Origin of the sequence: Acinetobacter sp. YH16038 (assembly GCF_013417275.1) — a bacterium.
Taxonomy (GTDB): domain Bacteria; phylum Pseudomonadota; class Gammaproteobacteria; order Pseudomonadales; family Moraxellaceae; genus Acinetobacter.
This window is the reverse complement of record NZ_VPEG01000008.1, coordinates 57,671-77,689: the sequence shown is the minus strand read 5'-3', so window position 1 is coordinate 77,689 and position 20,019 is coordinate 57,671. Positions and strand designations below refer to the sequence as shown.

Annotated in this window: 14 protein-coding genes, 2 tRNA genes and 1 pseudogene; 8 read left to right on the top strand and 9 right to left on the bottom strand. The window is 43.2% G+C overall.

The annotated features are described in order from the left end of the window. Positions 1–146: 146 nt before the first annotated feature. From metF to FTV34_RS05065, 6 genes are all read left to right on the top strand, one after another. Complete coding sequence (gene metF / locus FTV34_RS05090; RefSeq protein ID WP_166137759.1) at positions 147–983, top strand: methylenetetrahydrofolate reductase [NAD(P)H]; 837 nt, start codon at positions 147–149, stop codon at positions 981–983. Between the two features lie 31 nt (positions 984–1,014). Continuing rightward, the gene (locus FTV34_RS05085) at positions 1,015–1,725 is read left to right on the top strand and encodes a 16S rRNA (uracil(1498)-N(3))-methyltransferase (RefSeq protein WP_180012764.1); all 711 of its coding nucleotides are present in this window, start codon (positions 1,015–1,017) and stop codon (positions 1,723–1,725) included. Positions 1,726–1,902: 177 nt separating this feature from the next. Further along, positions 1,903–4,779, top strand: a complete 2,877-nt coding sequence (locus FTV34_RS05080) for a bifunctional diguanylate cyclase/phosphodiesterase (RefSeq protein WP_180069110.1) — start codon at positions 1,903–1,905, stop codon at positions 4,777–4,779. A gap of 141 nt (positions 4,780–4,920) precedes the next feature. Continuing rightward, positions 4,921–7,200 (top strand): NADP-dependent malic enzyme, encoded by a 2,280-nt coding sequence (locus tag FTV34_RS05075; RefSeq protein ID WP_005236761.1) that lies wholly within the window; start codon positions 4,921–4,923, stop codon positions 7,198–7,200. Positions 7,201–7,283: 83 nt separating this feature from the next. Beyond that, on the top strand, positions 7,284–8,516 hold the full coding sequence (locus FTV34_RS05070; protein WP_180069108.1) for a multifunctional CCA addition/repair protein: 1,233 nt from the start codon (positions 7,284–7,286) through the stop codon (positions 8,514–8,516). A 166-nt stretch (positions 8,517–8,682) separates the two neighbouring features. Further along, on the top strand, positions 8,683–9,123 hold the full coding sequence (locus tag FTV34_RS05065; RefSeq protein WP_180069106.1) for a GNAT family N-acetyltransferase: 441 nt from the start codon (positions 8,683–8,685) through the stop codon (positions 9,121–9,123). 39 nt (positions 9,124–9,162) lie between these two features. Here FTV34_RS05065 and epmA read toward each other — a convergent pair whose 3' ends face one another. The 5 genes and pseudogenes from epmA to FTV34_RS05040 all read right to left on the bottom strand — a co-directional run bounded on the left by epmA (position 9,163) and on the right by FTV34_RS05040 (position 15,565). Continuing rightward, positions 9,163–10,143 (bottom strand): EF-P lysine aminoacylase EpmA, encoded by a 981-nt coding sequence (gene epmA, locus FTV34_RS05060; RefSeq protein WP_180069104.1) that lies wholly within the window; start codon positions 10,141–10,143, stop codon positions 9,163–9,165. Next, on the bottom strand, positions 10,140–11,207 hold the full coding sequence (locus FTV34_RS05055; protein WP_180069102.1) for a 4-phosphoerythronate dehydrogenase: 1,068 nt from the start codon (positions 11,205–11,207) through the stop codon (positions 10,140–10,142). The genes epmA and FTV34_RS05055 overlap by 4 nt, the downstream gene beginning before the upstream one ends. Positions 11,208–11,374: 167 nt before the next feature. Next, a complete protein-coding gene (locus FTV34_RS05050) occupies positions 11,375–12,628 on the bottom strand; it encodes a CaiB/BaiF CoA-transferase family protein (RefSeq protein ID WP_180069100.1) in 1,254 nt (417 codons plus the stop codon). 55 nt (positions 12,629–12,683) lie between these two features. Continuing rightward, a pseudogene (locus FTV34_RS05045) lies at positions 12,684–14,115 on the bottom strand (MFS transporter). Between the two features lie 226 nt (positions 14,116–14,341). Then, positions 14,342–15,565 carry an acyl-CoA dehydrogenase gene (locus FTV34_RS05040; protein ID WP_180069099.1) on the bottom strand — a complete coding sequence of 408 codons (1,224 nt, stop codon included), beginning with the start codon at positions 15,563–15,565 and terminating at the stop codon, positions 14,342–14,344. A 257-nt stretch (positions 15,566–15,822) separates the two neighbouring features. Here FTV34_RS05040 and FTV34_RS05035 point away from each other — a divergent pair, with 257 nt between their 5' ends. After that, positions 15,823–16,776 carry a LysR substrate-binding domain-containing protein gene (locus FTV34_RS05035; protein WP_180069097.1) on the top strand — a complete coding sequence of 318 codons (954 nt, stop codon included), beginning with the start codon at positions 15,823–15,825 and terminating at the stop codon, positions 16,774–16,776. Positions 16,777–16,831: 55 nt separating this feature from the next. Here the strand turns inward: FTV34_RS05035 and FTV34_RS05030 are convergent. The 3 genes from FTV34_RS05030 to greB form a co-directional block, all read right to left on the bottom strand. After that, positions 16,832–16,922: transfer RNA gene (locus tag FTV34_RS05030), tRNA-Ser, on the bottom strand. A gap of 260 nt (positions 16,923–17,182) precedes the next feature. Further along, positions 17,183–17,273, bottom strand: a tRNA-Ser gene (locus FTV34_RS05025). An 88-nt stretch (positions 17,274–17,361) separates the two neighbouring features. Then, positions 17,362–17,856 (bottom strand): transcription elongation factor GreB, encoded by a 495-nt coding sequence (gene greB, locus FTV34_RS05020; RefSeq protein WP_159123487.1) that lies wholly within the window; start codon positions 17,854–17,856, stop codon positions 17,362–17,364. Positions 17,857–18,220: 364 nt separating this feature from the next. Here greB and FTV34_RS05015 point away from each other — a divergent pair, with 364 nt between their 5' ends. Beyond that, positions 18,221–19,336, top strand: coding sequence for a transglycosylase SLT domain-containing protein (locus FTV34_RS05015; protein ID WP_180069095.1), 1,116 nt, complete (start codon positions 18,221–18,223; stop codon positions 19,334–19,336). Between the two features lie 95 nt (positions 19,337–19,431). On the opposite strand, the gene FTV34_RS05010 is transcribed toward FTV34_RS05015, so the two are convergent. Further along, positions 19,432–19,818: an SCP2 sterol-binding domain-containing protein gene (locus tag FTV34_RS05010; RefSeq protein ID WP_004784757.1), complete on the bottom strand. Its 387-nt coding sequence runs from the start codon at positions 19,816–19,818 to the stop codon at positions 19,432–19,434. Between the last annotated feature and the right edge of the window lie 201 nt (positions 19,819–20,019).

The following is a 20,019-nucleotide window of genomic DNA, read 5'->3' as shown; positions in this document are numbered from 1 at the left end:
GAGAGGGAGATTTCCATTGTGAAAATTGTTATAGGGTAAGTCTTTAAAGACTTTAACTATCACAATGGGAGTCCCTTCTCCCTTTGGGAGAAGGTTAGGATGAGGGTAATCTATAAAATACAAGTATTTATAAAAAGGATTTGAACATGTCTAAACAGATTCCAATTTCTTTTGAGTTTTTCCCGACCAAAACCGATGCGGGTGCAGAAAAACTTAAAACCGTACATCAAGAACTACAACTGCTGAACCCAGAATTCTTTTCTGTGACGTATGGCGCGGGTGGTTCAACACGCGAACGTACTTTATCTACGATCAATGACTTTAATGGTAAAGGTACACCCGTTGCCCCTCACCTGTCTTGTATCGGCGATGATAAAGCGCGTATTGCTGAACTGCTTGATTTGTATAAGGCACAAGGAATTAACCGTATTGTCGCGCTGCGTGGTGACTTGCCATCTGGTCAGGTGGGCCTGGGTGAATTGCCTTATGCACAGGATCTGGTTCGCTTTATCCGTGAACATTCAGGTGACCACTTCCATATTGAAGTTGCCGCTTATCCTGAAATGCATCCACAAGCAGACAGCTTTGATAAAGATATTCAGCACTTTGTGGATAAGGTAAATGCTGGCGCCAATGCTGCCTTAACCCAGTTCTTCTTTAATCCAGATGCATACTTCTACTTTGTAGACCGTATCCAGAAAGCTGGAATTGATATTCCGGTTGCGCCGGGTATTATGCCGATTACCAATGCCAGCAACCTGATTCGCTTCGCAGATGGTACAGGCGCAGAAATTCCACGCTGGATTCGCAAGCAACTGGCAACTTATGGGGATGACACTGCAAGCATTAAAGCCTTTGGTCATGAAGTCGTGGTGAAATTCTGCGAACGCCTGATTGCTGGCGGTGCACCAAGCTTGCACTTCTATACCATGAATACCACTGATCCAACCCGTCAACTTGTTAAAGACCTCGGTCTTGCATAAGTAAAATACCTGATTTGAGAGTAAAACTTTAATGCCGCGTTTTTTTATTGAAGCTGATTTAGCAGTAGATACCACTGTAGAACTGACTGAAACAGTGTTTCATCATTGGGTTAAAGTTTTACGCGCTCAAGTCAGCGAAAAAGCCACCCTGTTTAATGGACAAGGTGGTGAATATGAAGTTGAACTGGTTGAAGTTTCCAAAAAGTCGGCTGCTGTACAGGTCAATAGTTATAACCCTACTGACCGCACACCAAAATTTAAAGCTTTGCTTGGCCAGGTCATGAGTAAAGGTGACCGCATGGATTATGCGATCCAGAAAGCGGTCGAACTGGGTGTATCTGAAATTCAGCTTTTAACCTCTGAACGCTGTGAGATGCGCCTGAAATACGACCGCGACCAGAAAAAACTGGATCACTGGCAAGGTGTAGCCATTGCCGCCTGTGAACAGTGTGGAATGAACATTGTCCCTAAAATTTTAGCGCCAATGTCACTTGAAAAATGGCTGGAAACCGATCTTCCTACTACCAAACTGGTGCTAGCGCCAAATAAAGAAGAAATTGATGTTCTGGCGAATGCCACGCCGGATATTGCTTTGCTGATTGGCCCTGAAGGCGGCTTGAGTGAAGCAGAAATCCTAGCGGCGAATGCGCAAGGCTTTGTCAATTGGTGTATTGGTGAACGTGTGCTGCGTACCGAAACTGCTCCTGTCGTTGCCCTCTCAATTTTGAATTACACTATTTAAGCGGTCAAAATTGTAAAATTTAGTTACTAATTTTATTGATTTTTATTTATAAGCACTCTACTCTTGAGTCAATAATAATGAAACACATATTGATTGATTTAAGAATCATTCAGGCTTGAATAAAAATTAAAATCTAGGATAAAAACCGTTCAGGACGAATACAAGGCACTTAATTATATGATTGATAATCAAGAGGCTTATATCAAAGAGCACTTGCATCGTGCTCAGATTGCGAACACGCTTCGACATAGCCGATATTTTCTGCTAAGTATCATGATTATTTGCCTCTATATTTTCTGTGTTTATCACATTCAATATAGCTTATCGAATACTTATTTTAACCTCTGGTTTATCCTGACTGAAATTACCGTCAGCATGTGCTGGCTTATCAATACCCTGTATTTTAAACCTGAACAATATCAACTGAAAAATGCGCATTACTGGTTACAGATCCAGAGCCTTGCGGTAGGTTGCTGTATCGCTTCTGGTATTTCTCTGATTTATTATTACTTGCCGCAGGCCAATATTAATTTTGATGAAATAGAAGCACTGACTCTATCAGCTTTGCTGTTAATCGTGACTCAAGCTTTTGGTCTGACTTATCTAACCCAGAAGCTCAGTTACTTTTCATTGGTATTTTTGCCTTCATTAGTACCTTTTTTACTCTTTCAGTTTTTTCATATCTCAGGTGCTAATCCGGTCTTTGGCCTAGCCTTAAATTTTGCAGTCATTGTGATCCTGCTCTGTGCCAATAGTACCTATCGTATTCATACCCGTACTTCTCGCCTTTATGCAGAAAATGAATTGCTGGTGAATAATGCCGAACAACAGGTCGCCTGGACGGATGAACTGTGCAAACAGCTACAAACGGAAGTCAATAAATCAAAAGATATCGAACTGGAGCTACAACTCAGCAATCAGTTACTGGAACAGAAAGTTCGTGAACGTACTTATGATATCGGACAGATTAATATTGATCTGAAAAACCAGCAGCAAAACCTTGAGCTGACCCATGAAATCGCCGGCATCCGTCCATGGGACTGGAATATCAAAGACCGCAGTATTTTGCTGACTAATCATAAAGATGAGAAGGTACAACGGAAATCCAGTGAGCATCATTTGCAGTTACAACATATGATTCATCCCGATGATCTGGCTGCATTCAAAAGCAATATGAAACAGCATCTGCGTGGGAAAACTGAGCGCTATGAAGTAACTTACCGGATTCAGCAAGCGCCGGGAGTCTGGAGTTGGGTACATGATGTAGGTCGGGTGATCAGTCGCGATCCCGAAACTCACCGTCCTTTACGCATGGTGGGAATTTTGCGTGATATTCAACAGGAACGTAGTTCTCAAGAACGCCTGAAACTGGCAGCCAGTGTAATTGAGCAAGCAGCTGAAGGGATCTTCATCCTAAATGATGAATTACGTTATATCGAAGTGAACCCTTATTTCGAAAATTTGTCCGGTTTTGAACGTAATGACATCTTGGGTAAATATCTATTTGATATTACTGCGAGTCATAAGTCACAGCAGCGCAGCATTCATTCCAATATCATCAAACAAGTTGTGAAAATCGGTTCTTTTGATGGCGAACTGAGTGAGAAATTCCTGTCTGGCAAAGAGATGCCACTCTGGTTACATATCAATGCAATTACCGATGATGAAGGCCGTATCACTCACTATATCGGCATTGTCTCTGATCTGACTGAACGTAAATTACAGGAACAGCGCCTGTCTTATCTGGAAAATTACGACACACTGACTGATTTACCGAACCGTTTTTACTATAACTACCAGCTGCATCAATATCTGATGACGCAAAAAGATTCCATCAAGAAAATGGCGGTGATCCGACTCAATATCGATCGTTTCCGTCCATTGAATGAATATCTGTCTAATAATGGTGGTGATGAGCTGTTGCGTCAGGTGGCACAGCGCTTACGTCTGACTAATGCTGAAGCCCTGTTTGTGGCCCATCTAAATGGTGACGATTTTGCGATTCTGTATGAAATCTCGCATATTCGCCCGTCTGTACAGGAACACTGTCAACGAATTGCTGAAGCCTTCCAGGCTCCTTTCCATATTTTTGGACAAGATTATGTGATTACCCTATCGATGGGCGTGGCCTTCTATCCGGATCATGGTCGTCAGCTAGATTATTTGAATAACTGTGCTGAACAGGCGCTGAGTGAAGCCAAAAATCTCGGCGGGAATACTATCCATTTTTACTCCAATGAAAATACAGCTTTGCTAGAGCAAGGAATTTTCATTGAACGTGATCTGCGTAAAGCCATCCAGAATGGTGAACTGGTGGTCTACTATCAACCGAAAATTAATTTCAATGACCAGCATATTTATGGCTTTGAAGCTTTAGTGCGCTGGAAACATCCAGAAAAAGGCATCATCCCACCTAGCTTGTTTATTCCTTTAGCCGAACAGACCAGCCTGATTTCCGAGATCGGCCGTCTGGTGATTCAGCAAACTGCCAAACAGATTCGTGAATGGAATGATCTTGGCTTTCATAATATCTGTGTCTCTGTGAATATCGTGGCACAGCAACTGCGTCGTGGTCAGTTACTCGATGATCTGGATCAGGCCATTAGCGAAAACCAGATTTCTGGCACCAGTCTGGAACTAGAAATTACTGAATCTTCACTGATTGAAAACTCTGAATCTGTCAAAAATCTGCTGAACCAGATCAAGCAGCGCCAGATTAATATCTCGCTGGATGATTTTGGAACCGGTTATTCTTCTTTATCCTATCTTGCCGATTTTCCTATTGATATTCTCAAAATTGACCGCAGTTTTGTCTCTAAAATTGGGGAACATAAACAGGAAGCAATTGTCAGCGCCATGGTCGCGATGGGCAAAGCCATGGGCATGACTGTCGTCGCTGAAGGTATTGAAACTGAAGAACAGCTGCAATATCTACGTGATTTAGATTGTGATATTGCCCAAGGCTACTTCTTCTCCAAGCCATTGCCTGAACTGGAAGCAACTGCGTATTTAGAACAGAATCGCGTCGCTGAAACTTATATATATCAAGTCTAAGTCTATATCTACCTCGAATAAGATTGTCGCAAAAATGGTCGACTTTGACTGGGCTAAGTGCTTAACAAATGTTATATTCAGAGCCATAAATGCAATTTTTTACCCGCTTTCTGGGTAATCTTTACAACGATAGAGATACAGATGGACGAACAATCTTTAAAGCAGCAGGCTCTTTACTATCACGAATTCCCTACTCCAGGAAAAATCAGCGTTACACCAAGCAAACAATTGGTCAACCAACGTGACTTAGCCCTTGCTTACTCGCCTGGCGTTGCCGCACCATGTCTTGAGATTGAACGTGATCCTTCAACAGCTGCCCTATATACCGCACGCGGTAACCTGGTTGCAGTGGTCAGTAACGGTACAGCAGTTCTTGGTTTGGGTAATATTGGCCCGCTGGCGTCTAAACCGGTCATGGAAGGTAAAGGCGTACTGTTCAAAAAATTTGCGGGTGTTGATGTATTCGATATCGAAATTGCTGAAAATGATCCAGACAAGATTGTTGATATTGTCGCTTCTCTAGAGCCCACTTTTGGCGGGATCAACCTGGAAGACATTAAGGCTCCAGAATGTTTCTATATTGAACAGAAACTTCGTGAACGCATGAAAATTCCTGTGTTCCACGATGACCAGCATGGTACTTCAATCATTGTAGGTTCTGCTCTTCTGAATGCTTTGCAATTAAACGGCAAAAAAATTGATGAAATCAAGATCATTGCTTCAGGTGCCGGCGCTGCTGCCCTGTCTTGCTTGAACTTGCTTTGTGCCCTTGGCGCGAAAAAAGAAAATATCATCGTTGCTGACTCACGTGGTCTATTAACAACTAAACGTGAAGGTCTGGACGAATCTAAAAAAGCATATGTACAAGACATTGATGCCTCTCAGATCGGTGACGTGATTGCAGGTGCAGACATGTTCCTGGGTCTTTCTGCAGCCGGTATTCTCACCAAAGAAATGGTGAAACTGATGGCCAAAGATCCAATTATCTTTGCCTTGGCGAACCCGGATCCAGAAATTCTGCCTGAACATGCACACGAAATTCGTGATGACGTCATCATGGCGACTGGCCGTTCTGACTATCCGAACCAGGTAAACAATGCACTGTGCTTCCCTTATATCTTCCGTGGTGCATTAGACGTTGGTGCCACCACCATTAATGAAGAAATGAAAATTGCCTGCGTACACGCGATTGCACGTATGGCACACGTAGAAGCAGATGCTGCATCTTATGGCGAAAAATCAGCTTCTTTCGGCCGTGATTACCTGATTCCTGGTCCACTGGATCAACGTCTGATTCTGGAAATTGCGCCTGCAGTTGCTCAAGCTGCAATGGATTCTGGCGTGGCAACTCGTCCAATTCAGGATTTCTCGGCATATCGTCAACGTCTGTCTGAGTTTGTTTACAACTCAGCCTTCATGATGAAACCAATCTTTGCACAAGCTAAAACAGATCCTAAACGTATCGCTTATGCAGAAGGTGAAGACCTGCGTGTACTTCGTGCTGCACAAATTGCAGTGGATGAAGGCTTGGCAAAACCGATTCTGGTAGGTCGTCCAGCAGTCATCGAAGCCAATATCAAGAAATTGGGCTTACGTCTTGAAGATGGTGTCAACATCACCATCGTGGATCAGGAAAAGAACCCGGATTACGAAAAATTTGCAGACGACTATTACAACCTGATGCAACGCAAAGGTGTAACGCCTGAATATGCACACCGTGAAGCGCGTCGCCGTTCTACCCTGATCGCTGCGATGCTGGTTCGTCATGGCATGGCGGACGGTATGTTATGTGGTACTTACTCAAGCTATGACATCCATCTGGACTTTGTCAGCAATGTCATCGGCAAACAGGATGGCCATAATACCTTCTTCACCTTAAACGCATTAATGCTTGAAGAGCGCAACCTGTTTATCGCGGATACCTACATCAACCGTAATCCAACGGCTGAACAGCTTGCTGAGATGACGATTCTGGCTGCTGAAGAAGTACGTCGTTTCGGTATTACTCCACGTGTTGCCCTACTTTCTCACTCTAGCTTCGGTTCAGACCAGCACGATGCCAGCGCACAAAAAATGCGCCGTGTATATGAAATCCTTTCTGAAACTGCACCTGAGCTTGAAGTTGAAGGTGAAATGCATGGTGATGCAGCACTGGACGAAAATATCCGTCAGTTTGCATTCCCGAACTCTCGTTTCAAAGGTTCTGCAAACTTGCTGATCATGCCAAATCTGGATGCAGCCAATATTTCGTTTAACCTGTTAAAAGCAACTTCAGGTAATAACGTGACCATTGGTCCTATCCTGCTTGGTGCTGCGAAACCTGTTCATATCCTGACACCAACTGCAACGACTCGTCGCGTAGTGAATATGACAGCGTTAACTGTTGCTGAAATTCAGGAAGCAGAAAAAAACGCGCTTTAAGGAATGTACGCATCAGCGTAACTTCTTGACTTGAGAAAACCTCTATTCTGTAGCATGATGCTTGTAAGAATAGAGGTTTTTTCATGCAAGTTTATTTAGTAGGCGGTGCAGTTCGGGATCATTTACTTGGACACCCCTATCACGAAAAAGATTATGTGGTTGTCGGCGCGACGCCGGAACAATTGCTTGCTAAAGGTTTTCAACCTGTTGGCAAGGACTTCCCTGTTTTTCTTCATCCTGAAACCAAAGACGAATATGCTCTGGCACGTACCGAACGCAAGTCTGGCTATGGTTATCATGGTTTCGAATTTTATACCGATATCAATGTCACCTTGGAAGAGGATCTGATCCGCCGTGACCTGACCATCAACGCCATGGCCATGGATGATTCAGGTAAGATTTATGATCCTTATGGCGGTCAAAAAGATCTGGCTGATCGTGTACTGCGTCATGTATCAGAAGCTTTTGTCGAAGATCCTTTACGTGTTTTAAGGATTGCCCGCTTTGCTGCGCGTTATCAACATCAGGGTTTTAGCATTGCAGAAGAAACGTTGGTGCTGATGAAGCAGCTGGCGGAATCGGGCGAGCTTAATGCATTGACACCTGAGCGGGTCTGGAAAGAAACCACACGCGCACTGATGGAACAAGATGCAGATGTGTATTTTGAAGTATTACGTAGTTGTGGTGCTTTAAAAGTGCTGTTCCCGGAACTGGATGCCTTATATGGCATTCCGCAACGTCCTGAATATCATCCGGAAATTGACTGTGGTATTCATACCATGATGTCTTTACAGCAAGCCTGCCGCCAAAATTATACTCTGGATGTTCGTTTTGCAGTTCTGGTTCATGACCTGGGTAAGGCATTAACCCCTGTTGAAGAATTGCCACGCCATATCATGCATGAAGAACGTGGGATCAAACCGGTAAATGAGCTATGTGAACGTTTAAGAGTTCCAACTCATACTAAACAGCTGGCATTGGCGGTCTGTAAAGAACACTTAAAATGCCATCAGGCTTTTAACTTAAAACCTGGCACTTTATGGCGTTTATTACAGCGTCTGGATGTATTGCGTCGTCCTGAACGTGTTGAAGCGTTTGTACAGGCCTGTGAATGTGACTCCCGTGGACGTTTGGGTCTGGAAAATCGTGCTTATCCTCAGGCTCAATATGTGCTGGATGCCATGCAGGTTGTACGTAGCATCAAAGCACAAGATTTACCACCGGAAATTCAAGGTCCGGATATTGGTGAAATGCTGATTGAACAACGGATTGCGGCTTTGGCAGAACTGAAAGAACAGCATAGTGCCATACTCTAAATATCAGGCTCCTTCGGGGGCCTTTTTATTTAATATCTGAAATCTCACTCATCTCGATTTTCTATATAAATAGCAGTAATTCTTTGAAGCTACCGTGTACTTTCAACACCTAAGCAAAGTAAATATTGATTATGATTGATATTATTTTTAGCTAAGAACATGTCTAATGACTTATCTCATCCGTCAACTGGATCTTGAAAAAGACCTGCATGACGTTCATCAACTCACGATTCAGCTTGGCTATCCCTCTACGCTGAAAAATATCAAACAGCGTTGGGAACGGATTCATCAAGACAGTCATTATCAGACACTAGTTATAGAACAGGATTCACATGTAATCGGCTATGCCGATTTTATTCAGGAATACACCTGGGAATTTGACGGTGGATACTTAAGGATTCAGGCTTTTGTAATTGATCAGGCCCATCGTGGAAAAGGTATTGGCAAGCAACTGATGGCTGTTATTGAACAGATTGCAAAAGAGCAAGGCTTCAAGATGATTCAGCTCAACAGCGGAAATCGCGAAGAAAGCCACCCTGCGCATACCTTTTATCAAGGACTGGGATTTGACAGTTATAGTATTGGATTTCGTAAGCATCTGGAATGATCAGCCAGTCATAACCAGCTGATCAATCGTGAATTTAATTTATGAAATTTCAGCCGGGAAAGTAATCACTTTTTCCAATTTCATCTGATTGGTTGCAATCATCAGCAAGCGATCAAGACCTAGGGCAATACCTGAACATTCCGGCATTTGTGGCAATGCCGCCAGCAAATACTCATCAATCGGCATGACATGCAAGCCGAGCACTGCCCGTTCTGCATTATCTGCTTCAAAGCGGGAACGCAAAACTTCAGCATCAATCAGCTCATCATAAGCATTGGCCAGTTCCAGCCCTTCGATATACAACTCGAAACGGGCCGCAACCAGTTCCCCATCTTCATCGATTCTGGTTTTAGCCAATGATGCCAGTTCCGGTGGAAAATCTGTCAGAAATACAGCCGTATCGAAACCCAGGCTTGGCTCGACCATATGCGAGAATAAAAGGTCGATATACCCTAAACGGTCATCCCCCAAGTCCAGATTGAGACCTACCCTGCGACAGCAATCTTTGAGTTGCTGCAAAGTGGCCTGTAAAGGATTGAGATCCAAGCGATCCATAAAGGCATGTTTATAGCTGAGCACAGTGGGGCGGATTTCTCCAAAACGTGCCTTAAGCGTCACATTTAACAGATCTGTCACTTCAAACATCAGATCTTTCAGACTAAAGGCCGGACGATACCATTCCAGCATGCTGAATTCACTATTGTGCTTGCGGCCGTGTTCATCATCGCGAAACACTTTACAGATCTGGTAAATCGGCCCACTACCACTGGCCAATAAACGTTTCATGGCAAATTCAGGTGAGGTCTGTAGATAATGTGTGCCGAGCTTACCCATGACATGACGCTGGGCCTGAATCGAAGCCAGGTGCACATCGGTCACGCCAGCCTGAGATAAAATCGGGGTTTCTACTTCCAGCACTTCACGTTCAGCAAAAAACTGACGGAGCTGAGCATACATGTTGGCACGCGCTTTAATGGCTTTTAAGTCGCAGGTCGGTTGATAAGATACAATCTGACTCATGCCTTTGGCCCTCCATGAGCGGCCCATTCACGGCGTAAAGGATAAGTCTTGCGTAAATGATCAAATGCTTTCTGATCGACTTTGCCATCTTTTAAACAGGCACGCAGATTGGCATCATCACGGGCGATATCATAGATCTGGGTTAAATGCTGCTGTAGCGCCAGTTTTAAATCCTGATTCTGGAAAAACTGTTCACAGACAGGCAACTGGCTTTCAAACTGCTTATTAATCTCAAAGCCGAAAGTCTGGCAAAATGCGTCGTAAATCATTTGAGTACCGCGTGCCTTACCTTCCAGACTATAACCTGCAATATGCGGCGTCACCAAAGTAATCAGATTCAGCAACTGTTCAGAAATTTCCGGTTCATGCTCAAACACATCCAGTACAACCTGACGTTGAGTTGCCTGAATATCAGCAATTAGTGCTGCTTCTTCAACGACTGGCCCACGCGCTGAATTAATTAAAATGGCTTCAGGCTTCATTTGTCCAAGTGCAGCAGCATTAATCAAATGATAAGTCGGATGCTGACCCGTTTTGGTTAAAGGCACATGAATGGAAATGGCATCTGCAGTTTTTAGCAGTTGTTCAAATTCAACCTGATGAACCTGATCGCGCTGTACAAAGGGATCATAGGCAATCACATTCCAGCCTAGCAATTTGGCCATTGTTGCTAAACGCGAACCGACATTTCCTAGACCGACAATACCCAAGGTGAAATCTTTATTTGCATTGATCAATTGGGGTTGTAAATATAATAGAGCCGTAATCACATATTCAGCTACCGCCTGCGCATTACAACCGGGTGCATTGCTCCAGCGGATGTTCTGTTGTTCTAGTGCAGCAATGTCCAGATGATCTGTACCAATGGTGGCACTGCCGACGAATTTAATCTGACTGTCCTGTACGAGTGCTGCATTGACTTTGGTCACGGAACGGACCAATAAAGCCTCGGCATCTTTTACATCGTTCGCAGTGAGAGTTCTTCCTGCACAATGCTGAATATCGCCAAATTCTGCAAAGAAATAATCGGTAAATGCCAGATTTTCATCTGCGACAATTTTCATAATCTGTTCCAACGCCTGAATCTGTCTATCATACCGCGTCAACCGGGATGTGACTATTTTCACTCAAGCTTTAGATGAATTCTTATAAACATAGAGATATAAAAAATGCCGAAGTCAAACATCACTTCGGCAAAGGAGTGTAATTGGAGTAAGAAAATGACGCAGGGTTAGGCTACTGAATCTTCAACTAAGTCATGAGTTGTGCCATCAATAATGCCTTCATTTTTTAATACAGCTAGTTCCTCAGAATTTTTAAACCTAGATAAGATTAAACCGGTATGTTCACCCAACTGTGGCGGTGCATGTCGATATTCTACTGGTGTGTCCGAAAGTTTGATTGGCGAAGCAATAACTTTGAACTGATCATTCAGCGTATGTGGGATATTAACCACCATCTCCCGATGCTTAATCTGTGGTTCAGCCAGCGCATCCTTTATCGAATTAATTATACCTACCGGTACTTTTACTGCATGTATGGCATCGACCCAGTCTTTGGCATTTTTTGCGAGAAAATATTCTGACAATAAAGGAATTAGTTCATCGCGATGTTTCACCCGATCCTGATTGCGCTGGAATTTTTTATCCTCTAAAAGTTTAGGTAAATCAATAGCTATACATAGATCCCTGAACTGCTTATCATTACCGCAAGCAATAATAAATTCTTTATCTTTGGCTTTAAAAGTTTGATAGGGAACGATATTAGGATGATTATTTCCCATTCGTTTCGGCACCATACCTGATGTTAAATAATTCATACCCTGGTTGGCCAGTGTGGCTACCTGTACATCCAGTAAGGACATATCAATATATTGTCCTCGTCCTGTGTGCTGGCGTGCCAGTAAGGCTGCCTGTATAGCAATAGTTGAATAGAGTCCGGTCTGAATATCTACTACGGCTACTCCAACTTTTTGTGCACCTGCACATGGTTCCCCATCTTTTTCACCAGTTATGCTCATCAGGCCTGAAATGCCTTGAATAATAAAATCATAACCCGGCTCTTCGGCACGTGGTCCGTTTTGACCAAAGCCCGTAATTGAACAATATACCAGCTTTGGATTTAACTTACTTAGACTGGCATAGTCTAGACCATATTTTGCCAATGAGCCTGCCTTATAGTTTTCAATTACAACATCAGCAGTTTTAGCAATTTCCTGAATAATCTCTTGTCCTTTTACACTTGCAATATCAACTGCGACTGAATATTTATTACGGTTAGCACATTGAAAATAGCCTGATTCGCGTGTCACTTGGCCCTGCTGATCCAGCATCCACGGTGGTCCCCACATACGGGTATCATCTCCTACCTGAGGACGTTCAATCTTAATAACTTCAGCACCTAGATCGGCCAGAATCTGGCCACACCATGGTCCAGCCAAGACTCGGCTTAAATCTAGTACACGTATTCCTTTTAATGCACTCATGCTCATTCCTCTTTAAGGGGTCGGGCTACATCCCGACCATTTCATTCTTTTATAATTACTGACTTGCTGTGGCTGGTCGAGTTGGTTTCTTAGCATCGACTGATGAGATAGAATCGCTTTGTTCTGCTTCTGCCGTCTTCACCAAGCTAGTCTGTTGAGGATCATATTGACGTTCACGAATAAACAGGCCTGGAATCACCCCTGCAATGAAATACGCAGTTCCCATGACGATAAATGCCATAGTAAAAGAACCACCTGCTGCGATAAATCCAATCGTTGCTGGAGCAATTGCCGCGCCAAGGCGTCCCATGTTGTATGCTCCACCGATTGCTGTGCCACGTACATCTGTTGAGAAAGTCTCAGCCATGTAAGTCGCATTAACACCATATGGAATGCCGTAAAGGAAACCAAAGGTAATCAATAAGTAGGCAATATTAGTTGGGGTGTTATAGAAAATAATGATGGGCAAGAAAGCTGCAGTACTCACCGTACCAAATACGAAAGTAATACGGCGTCCAAATTTATCTGCCGCATAACCAGCAAGAATCTTACCTAAAATCATGGCTGTATAGGCACCTACCATATAGCCTGTTAAGGCCTTGAAATTCATATTAAGTTCAGTTTCAAGGTAGGTCGGCATCCAGTTATTAACACCGTAGTAACCGAACTGTAGGAATTGCAGCTGTAGTCATCCATAATAGGAACATACGTCGATGCGACTGATGTCCAAAGATACGCTTATAAATGCTTTCTGATGGCTGTTGGGGAGAAATAGGGGTTTTGGGAATATCAAGATTCAGTGCCTTACGCTTAGCCTGTTCAATTTTAGCTTCCTGCCATGAAGCTGGCTCCGGAACAAAACGCATAAACATTAGTGCGAAGGCAGCAGGAATAATTGTTACGTAGAACAACATACGCCAGCCGTAATCTGGAATAATCGAACCCGCCAACAAGGTTGCTACAATATAACCTACGGTTTGACCTGTCTGGAGTGTACCCAGCACAGTAGTACGATATTTAGTCGGTACATATTCTGCCATCAGCGTATTACAAGCCATGTACAATGAACCCAACCCAAATGCCCCAATAAAGCGAAGTACCATAAACTGCTCATAACTTTGAGTAAGTCCCAAAATACAGGTCATGATTGAGAAAAATACGACTGACCACGCAATCGTTTTCACTCGTCCAAACTTATCACAAGCCCAACCACCCGTAATGCCGCCCAGTGCCATTCCTGCTAATGAAGAACTACCTAACATTCCAGCCTGAAACGAGGTCAGACCAAATTCTGCTTTCAGACTGGTCAAGCTAAACGACAGCAGCATGATGTCCACGCCGTCAATTACCAATGAGACGAACGCAAATATAAAAGCTAATTTCCAAGTATGGGTATGAATACGATGGGCCGTTCCAACATTCTTAGGCAGTTTCAAGCCTAAGATGACAGCGTCTTGATGGATACTATTTTGATTTTCATTTTTCATGTATTACCTCATTTTCCCAAATGAGTCACCGACATTCCTCTGTCTTCAGTTCTTCAGCAGTGTTCTTTATTCTTTTTCTGTTCGTATCTTTTGAACTTTGCTTACTAATACTAAGAATTACAAGAAAGCTTCACGATGAATCCTTTATTTAAGTTATTGATTAATTTTTAGGGACAAAAAGCCCTAAGGATACTCAACCCTGAGCATCCCGGATTTATAAAATGAATTAATTAGAAAAAGCAGCAATACCTGTTTGCGCACGACCTAGAATCAAGGCGTGTACATCATGTGTACCTTCATAAGTGTTGACCACTTCCAGATTTACCAGATGACGTGCCACACCGAATTCATCAGAAATACCGTTACCGCCCATCATGTCACGCGCTAAGCGGGCAATATCCAGTGCTTTACCACAGTTATTACGCTTGATCAGTGAAGTACCTTCAACTGATGCAATGCCTTCATCTTTCATGCGGCCAAAACGTAAAGCGACTTGCAGACCTAACGCAATTTCAGTTTGCATGTCTGCCAGTTTTTTCTGGATCAGCTGATTCGCAGCCAATGGACGACCGAACTGTTTACGGTCCATGGTGTATTGATGCGCTGTATGCCAACAGAATTCCGCTGCACCCATCGCACCCCAAGCAATACCATAACGGGCACTATTCAGGCAGGTAAATGGACCTTTTAGACCACGAATTTCCGGGAACGCGTTTTCCTCTGGTACAAATACATTGTCCATCACGATTTCACCGGTGATCGAAGCACGTAGGCCAACCTTACCGTGAATCGCTGGTGCAGAAAGCCCTTCCCAGCCTTTTTCTAAAATAAAGCCGCGAATATCACCGACATTGCCTTCAGGAGACACTTCTTTCGCCCAAACCACAAAGACATCCGCAATCGGGCTGTTGGTAATCCACATTTTGGCGCCCGTCAAACGGTAACCACCATCGACTTTCTTGGCACGAGTAATCATGCTGCCTGGATCAGAACCATGATCTGGTTCAGTCAGACCGAAACAACCGATATATTCACCGGTCGCCAGTTTTGGCAAATATTTCTGTTTCTGTTCTTCAGAACCAAATTCATTGATGGGCACCATCACCAGAGAACTTTGCACGCTGGCCATAGAACGGTAACCCGAATCTACACGTTCTACTTCACGAGCAATCAGACCATAGCTGACATAGTTTAAACCTGCGCCGCCGTATTGTTCTGGAATGGTTGGACCCAGCAGACCCAGTTCACCCATTTCACGGAAAATAGTGGGATCGGTTTTTTCATGACGGAACTGCTCTAATGCACGCGGCTGTAACTGCCCCTGACAATATGCACGCGCAGATTCCATGATCATGCGTTCTTCTTCAGTCAGCTGCTGCTCCAGTAAGAACGGATCTTGCCAATTAAAATAGACTTTGCTGGTTTTTTTCGTATCGACCATTTGATTCATAATATTCCCTGCCAATCCTCCATCTATTAGATGATGTTATTTTATCCTTCAGATTGACTCTAGGCATGAATCATGACTTGTTCAAACAATAAATTTGCATGCAGCTATGCACTTTATGCATACCTTATATAAGTCGCTATTTCTAGAAATTTTTTTCATAGCTAATTTGCCTATTTTTTATACCAAAGTCGTATAGTAGTATAAGATTGATATACCATTTATTGATATCTGACCATTTTAAGTTCAAGGATGAACAGGTGCGTAGAAAAATACCTTCCCTGCAAGCGCTGATCTGTTTCGAATCTGCTGCACGTCATGCCAGTTATACTTATGCAGCGCAGGAACTGTTTTTAACCCAAAGTGCAATTTCACGCCAGATCCAGCAACTGGAGGAGTATTTAGGCACAGCTTTATTTACCCGTACGCGGCATGGTGTAGAACTCAATCATGCTGGACAGCAATATTTAAAAAGTATCACTCCGCATCTCAAAGGACTGGAACAGTCAACACTGGATGTCATTACGCATCAAGGGCGCGGCGGTACTTTAAAACTGGGCGTAGTGCCTACGTTTGCGACGCGCTGGCTATTGCCTAAACTCCAGAGCTTTAATCGGTTGTATCCTGAAATTACGGTACATCTGGAAACCAGCACCCGCCCTTTTCTGTTTCAGGAACAGATTTTCGATGCTGCTATTTATGCAGGAACACCTCAACAGGTCGAACAATGGCCTGGTACGCATAGCCATTTTCTAATGCATGAGGATGTAGTTGCTGTCTGTGCACCTGACCTGATTCAACAGTATTTTCCCGATGCACAGAAGATTAATGACTACAGCTATGACTTAAGTGCTGAACAACTGGTTCAACTCCCTTTATTACAGCAAACCACCCGGCCGAATATCTGGGAAGACTGGTTCAAGCTACATCAGATCCAACATCCAAATCCTTTGCAGGGGCAACGACATGAACTGTTTTCTATGCTCGCTGTAGTGGCTAGCCATGGCATGGGAATGGCCTTGATCCCGCAAATGCTGATTGAAAAAGAATTAAAGCGGCAGGAATTGGTGCTGGTATCCAGCAAGACTTTAGAAAGGAAACGAGGCTATTATCTGGTCCATTCCAGTCAGGAAAGCTCACCGCTGATTGAAAAATTTGTTGCATGGATACAACAGGAAATTCAGGGCAGCCTTCCATCTGAGTCTGACCTATAAACCCCAATGATCAGACAATAAAAAACCCCAATCAATGATCGGGGTTTTTCGTATCTGGCGGAAGCGGTGAGATTCGAACTCACGGAGGGGTATAAGCCCTCGTCGGTTTTCAAGACCGGTGCATTAAACCGCTCTGCCACGCTTCCATGGCCGCCATCATATAAATATTTCTGTTTCTTGGCAATAAATTTTCGCAAAACTTCTGTAAAAATCAGTTCATTCAGTTAAAAATCAGACGAAAATTTTAGAGTAGATAAAATTTTATACATAAGATTTAGGGGCTGATATTTTTATATTCAGAATGAATTTAGCCTTAATGTTCACATCATTTTGAACAATGAAAATTTAAAATCATTTTAATGAGTTAAAAATAAAAACCCCGATCAATGATCGGGGTTTTCGTATCTGGCGGAAGCGGTGAGATTCGAACTCACGGAGGGGTATAAGCCCTCGTCGGTTTTCAAGACCGGTGCATTAAACCGCTCTGCCACGCTTCCATGGCCGCCATCATATAAATAAAAATTGCGCTTGGCAAATATTTTTCCAATTTCTCTGCATCAACTGCGCAAAATAAAATCAATTTCATTAATCTTCTGAATTTTCTGGCTTTTCATAGCGAATTGAATTGATAAACCAGAGTTTCTTGCCGGATGGTGTCATCACCTCAGCTTCATCATCCACTGACTTGCCTAACAGGGCACGTGCCATGGGTGAATCAATCGAAATATGCTGCGGATGATGATCATAAATTTCATCGACGCCCACAATCCGAAGGCTCTTTTGCTCACCCTGTTCATTTTCAATTTCGACCCAGGCACCAAAATAAACTTTGCCTTCCTGTTCAGGAGAAAAATCAACAATTCGCAGCTCTTCCAGACGCTTGCCCAGATAACGAACCCGACGATCAATTTTACGTAAAAGCTGTTTGTTATACTGGTAATCTGCGTTTTCCGAACGGTCGCCGAGACTGGCTGCCCAGTTCACTTTTTTGGTAATTTCAGGACGTTCCTCATGCCAGAGATTTTTAAGTTCTGCCACCAATTTGTCGTGTCCACCACGGGTAATCAGGTTAGATTTCATGTGTTTTAATTGCCAATTTTGAACCAGTTTTTAGACATTAAGAGCTTATTTTATTTGGAGTTTTAGGACAAGCCAGAATATGCAATTTTTTTCTTCAATAAATTTAATAACTTAAATTACATTTAAAAAATAAATTATGTACAAAATTTGACAATTCATTTTTTGATCTTTAATATGCACCCTACTTTTGGAATCGCTTATTTTTTAATCTATGTAGTTTTTCTACATATTTCCCGATCAATTTAGTCATTTTTGAATGACGTCATGACTGCCCAACCCTTATTGAATTTATCAAACTTTTAAAAGTTTCTGGCTAGTATTGGCTGTGATTTTTAGGGCATAAATTACTTGTAGCGGAGACAACATGCACAGTAGTTCAACCACTGGGTCGAGGCTTTGCCTTAGCTCTTTTATCTCTTCTCTCCCTGTAAAAGCACTGGTACTGAGTACGGCACTTATCCCCTTTCATAGTATCAATGCCACTAAAACCACACTTCAATATGATCATGTGGTCAATAGCAACAAACTCACCGTCGTCGCAGTTCAAAGTCCAACGACTGTGTTTCAGGATGGACAACATCAGCATGGTTTTGGTTATGACCTGGTTCGTAACTATGCCAACAGCCTGAATGTTAAGCTGGATTTTAAAACTGTTCCGGATAATGCCACGGCCCTGAAATGGGTAGCGCAGGGCAAAGCCAATCTGGCCATGACCACCACTGATCTGGGTACGATTGAACAACAGCGTTTAACGGCTTTTTCTGCCACTTGTGGTGATGAGTCTTCACTGGCCAGTAATGGACTGAATGCCAATCTGAATCTGGTATTTAAATCAGCCAGTGATCCCTTGAGTCAAACCGCCAGTGCTTTTGTCTGTCAAGGCAAACAAAGTGGTGCGATCAAGCAGCTTGCATCCTTCTACAATCAGAATGTGGTAGAAGAACATTCTTGGGATGAAATTCAACAGGACCTGAACCAGCGACTCCCCACATACAAGGCGAGCTTCCAGAAATCTGCTCAGCAGTACGATCTGGACTGGCACCTGCTCGCCGCGATCGGTTACCAGGAATCCTATCTAAAGCCAAACTCCGTATCTCCCACCGGTGTCCGCGGTCTGATGATGCTCACAAGCTCTACCGCTAAAGCGATGGGGGTTAGTAACCGGACAGACCCAGGCGAAAGTATTGATGGGGGTGCCAAATACTATGACCAGATGCTGAGCCGTTATGAACATATCCCTTATCCGGATCGTAACTGGTTTGCTTTAGTTGCCTATAACATGGGCCCAGGTGCTGTGAATCAGCTGCAAAAACGTATTCAGGCCCAAGGCAAGAATCCGAATAACTGGGTAAACCTGTATGCTTATCTGGAACAGAATAAAGCCAGTAATGGTCGTTACCGTCAGGCCCTGCAATACGTGACCCGTATTCGTGCCTATCTGGAACACATCAAGACCACTCCACAGCTGGTGAATATTTAAGCCTGATCATTTCAAATCCAGATATTCAGCTATAAAAAAAAAGCTTACCTCAGGGTAAGCTTTTTTTATTACTTCAGCTTTTTAGATCAAAACTATTAAGCTGTGGTATTTTCAAGAACTTTCTTGAACAGGTCTTTTTGAGCTTGGCTTGGCTTCGCTGTTTGTAATGCCATCAATTGAGACATATCGCCTTGCACTTTGATTTTACCTGTCATGAAGGCTTGCATTGCAGCCGCCATATCAAACTCAAGGAAAACTTTACGTAAGGTTTCGCCATCCATGTTCAATGTTGTTTTTGCATTTGGAGACAAACCTTTTTTAATCGCGCCACCTTCCAAAGATAATTCTGTATTACCTGTAGTGTCTGCAACGACCAAATTAATTGCCAGATTCGCCAAAGCAGGTGGCAAATCCAAATCACCAGCTTGTGCAGTGAGCGTGTCTACAGTCGAAAACCAATCATCAGTTAAAAAAGCAGGCATGATCTTTCCTCAATTTATTTATTCATTTGTGTCGACTATCCAGACGACATCAGGTTGAAGCTATTATGCTTGTGACTTGTTATAACATGATCATTATGGCAAAGGCTAACGAATTTTGTACGCACCGTTCAATTTTTGTAGTTCTTATCTTGTGTTATTTTTGATTCAGGCATCGGCCGTAGCCCATGCCTGTATCGGCTT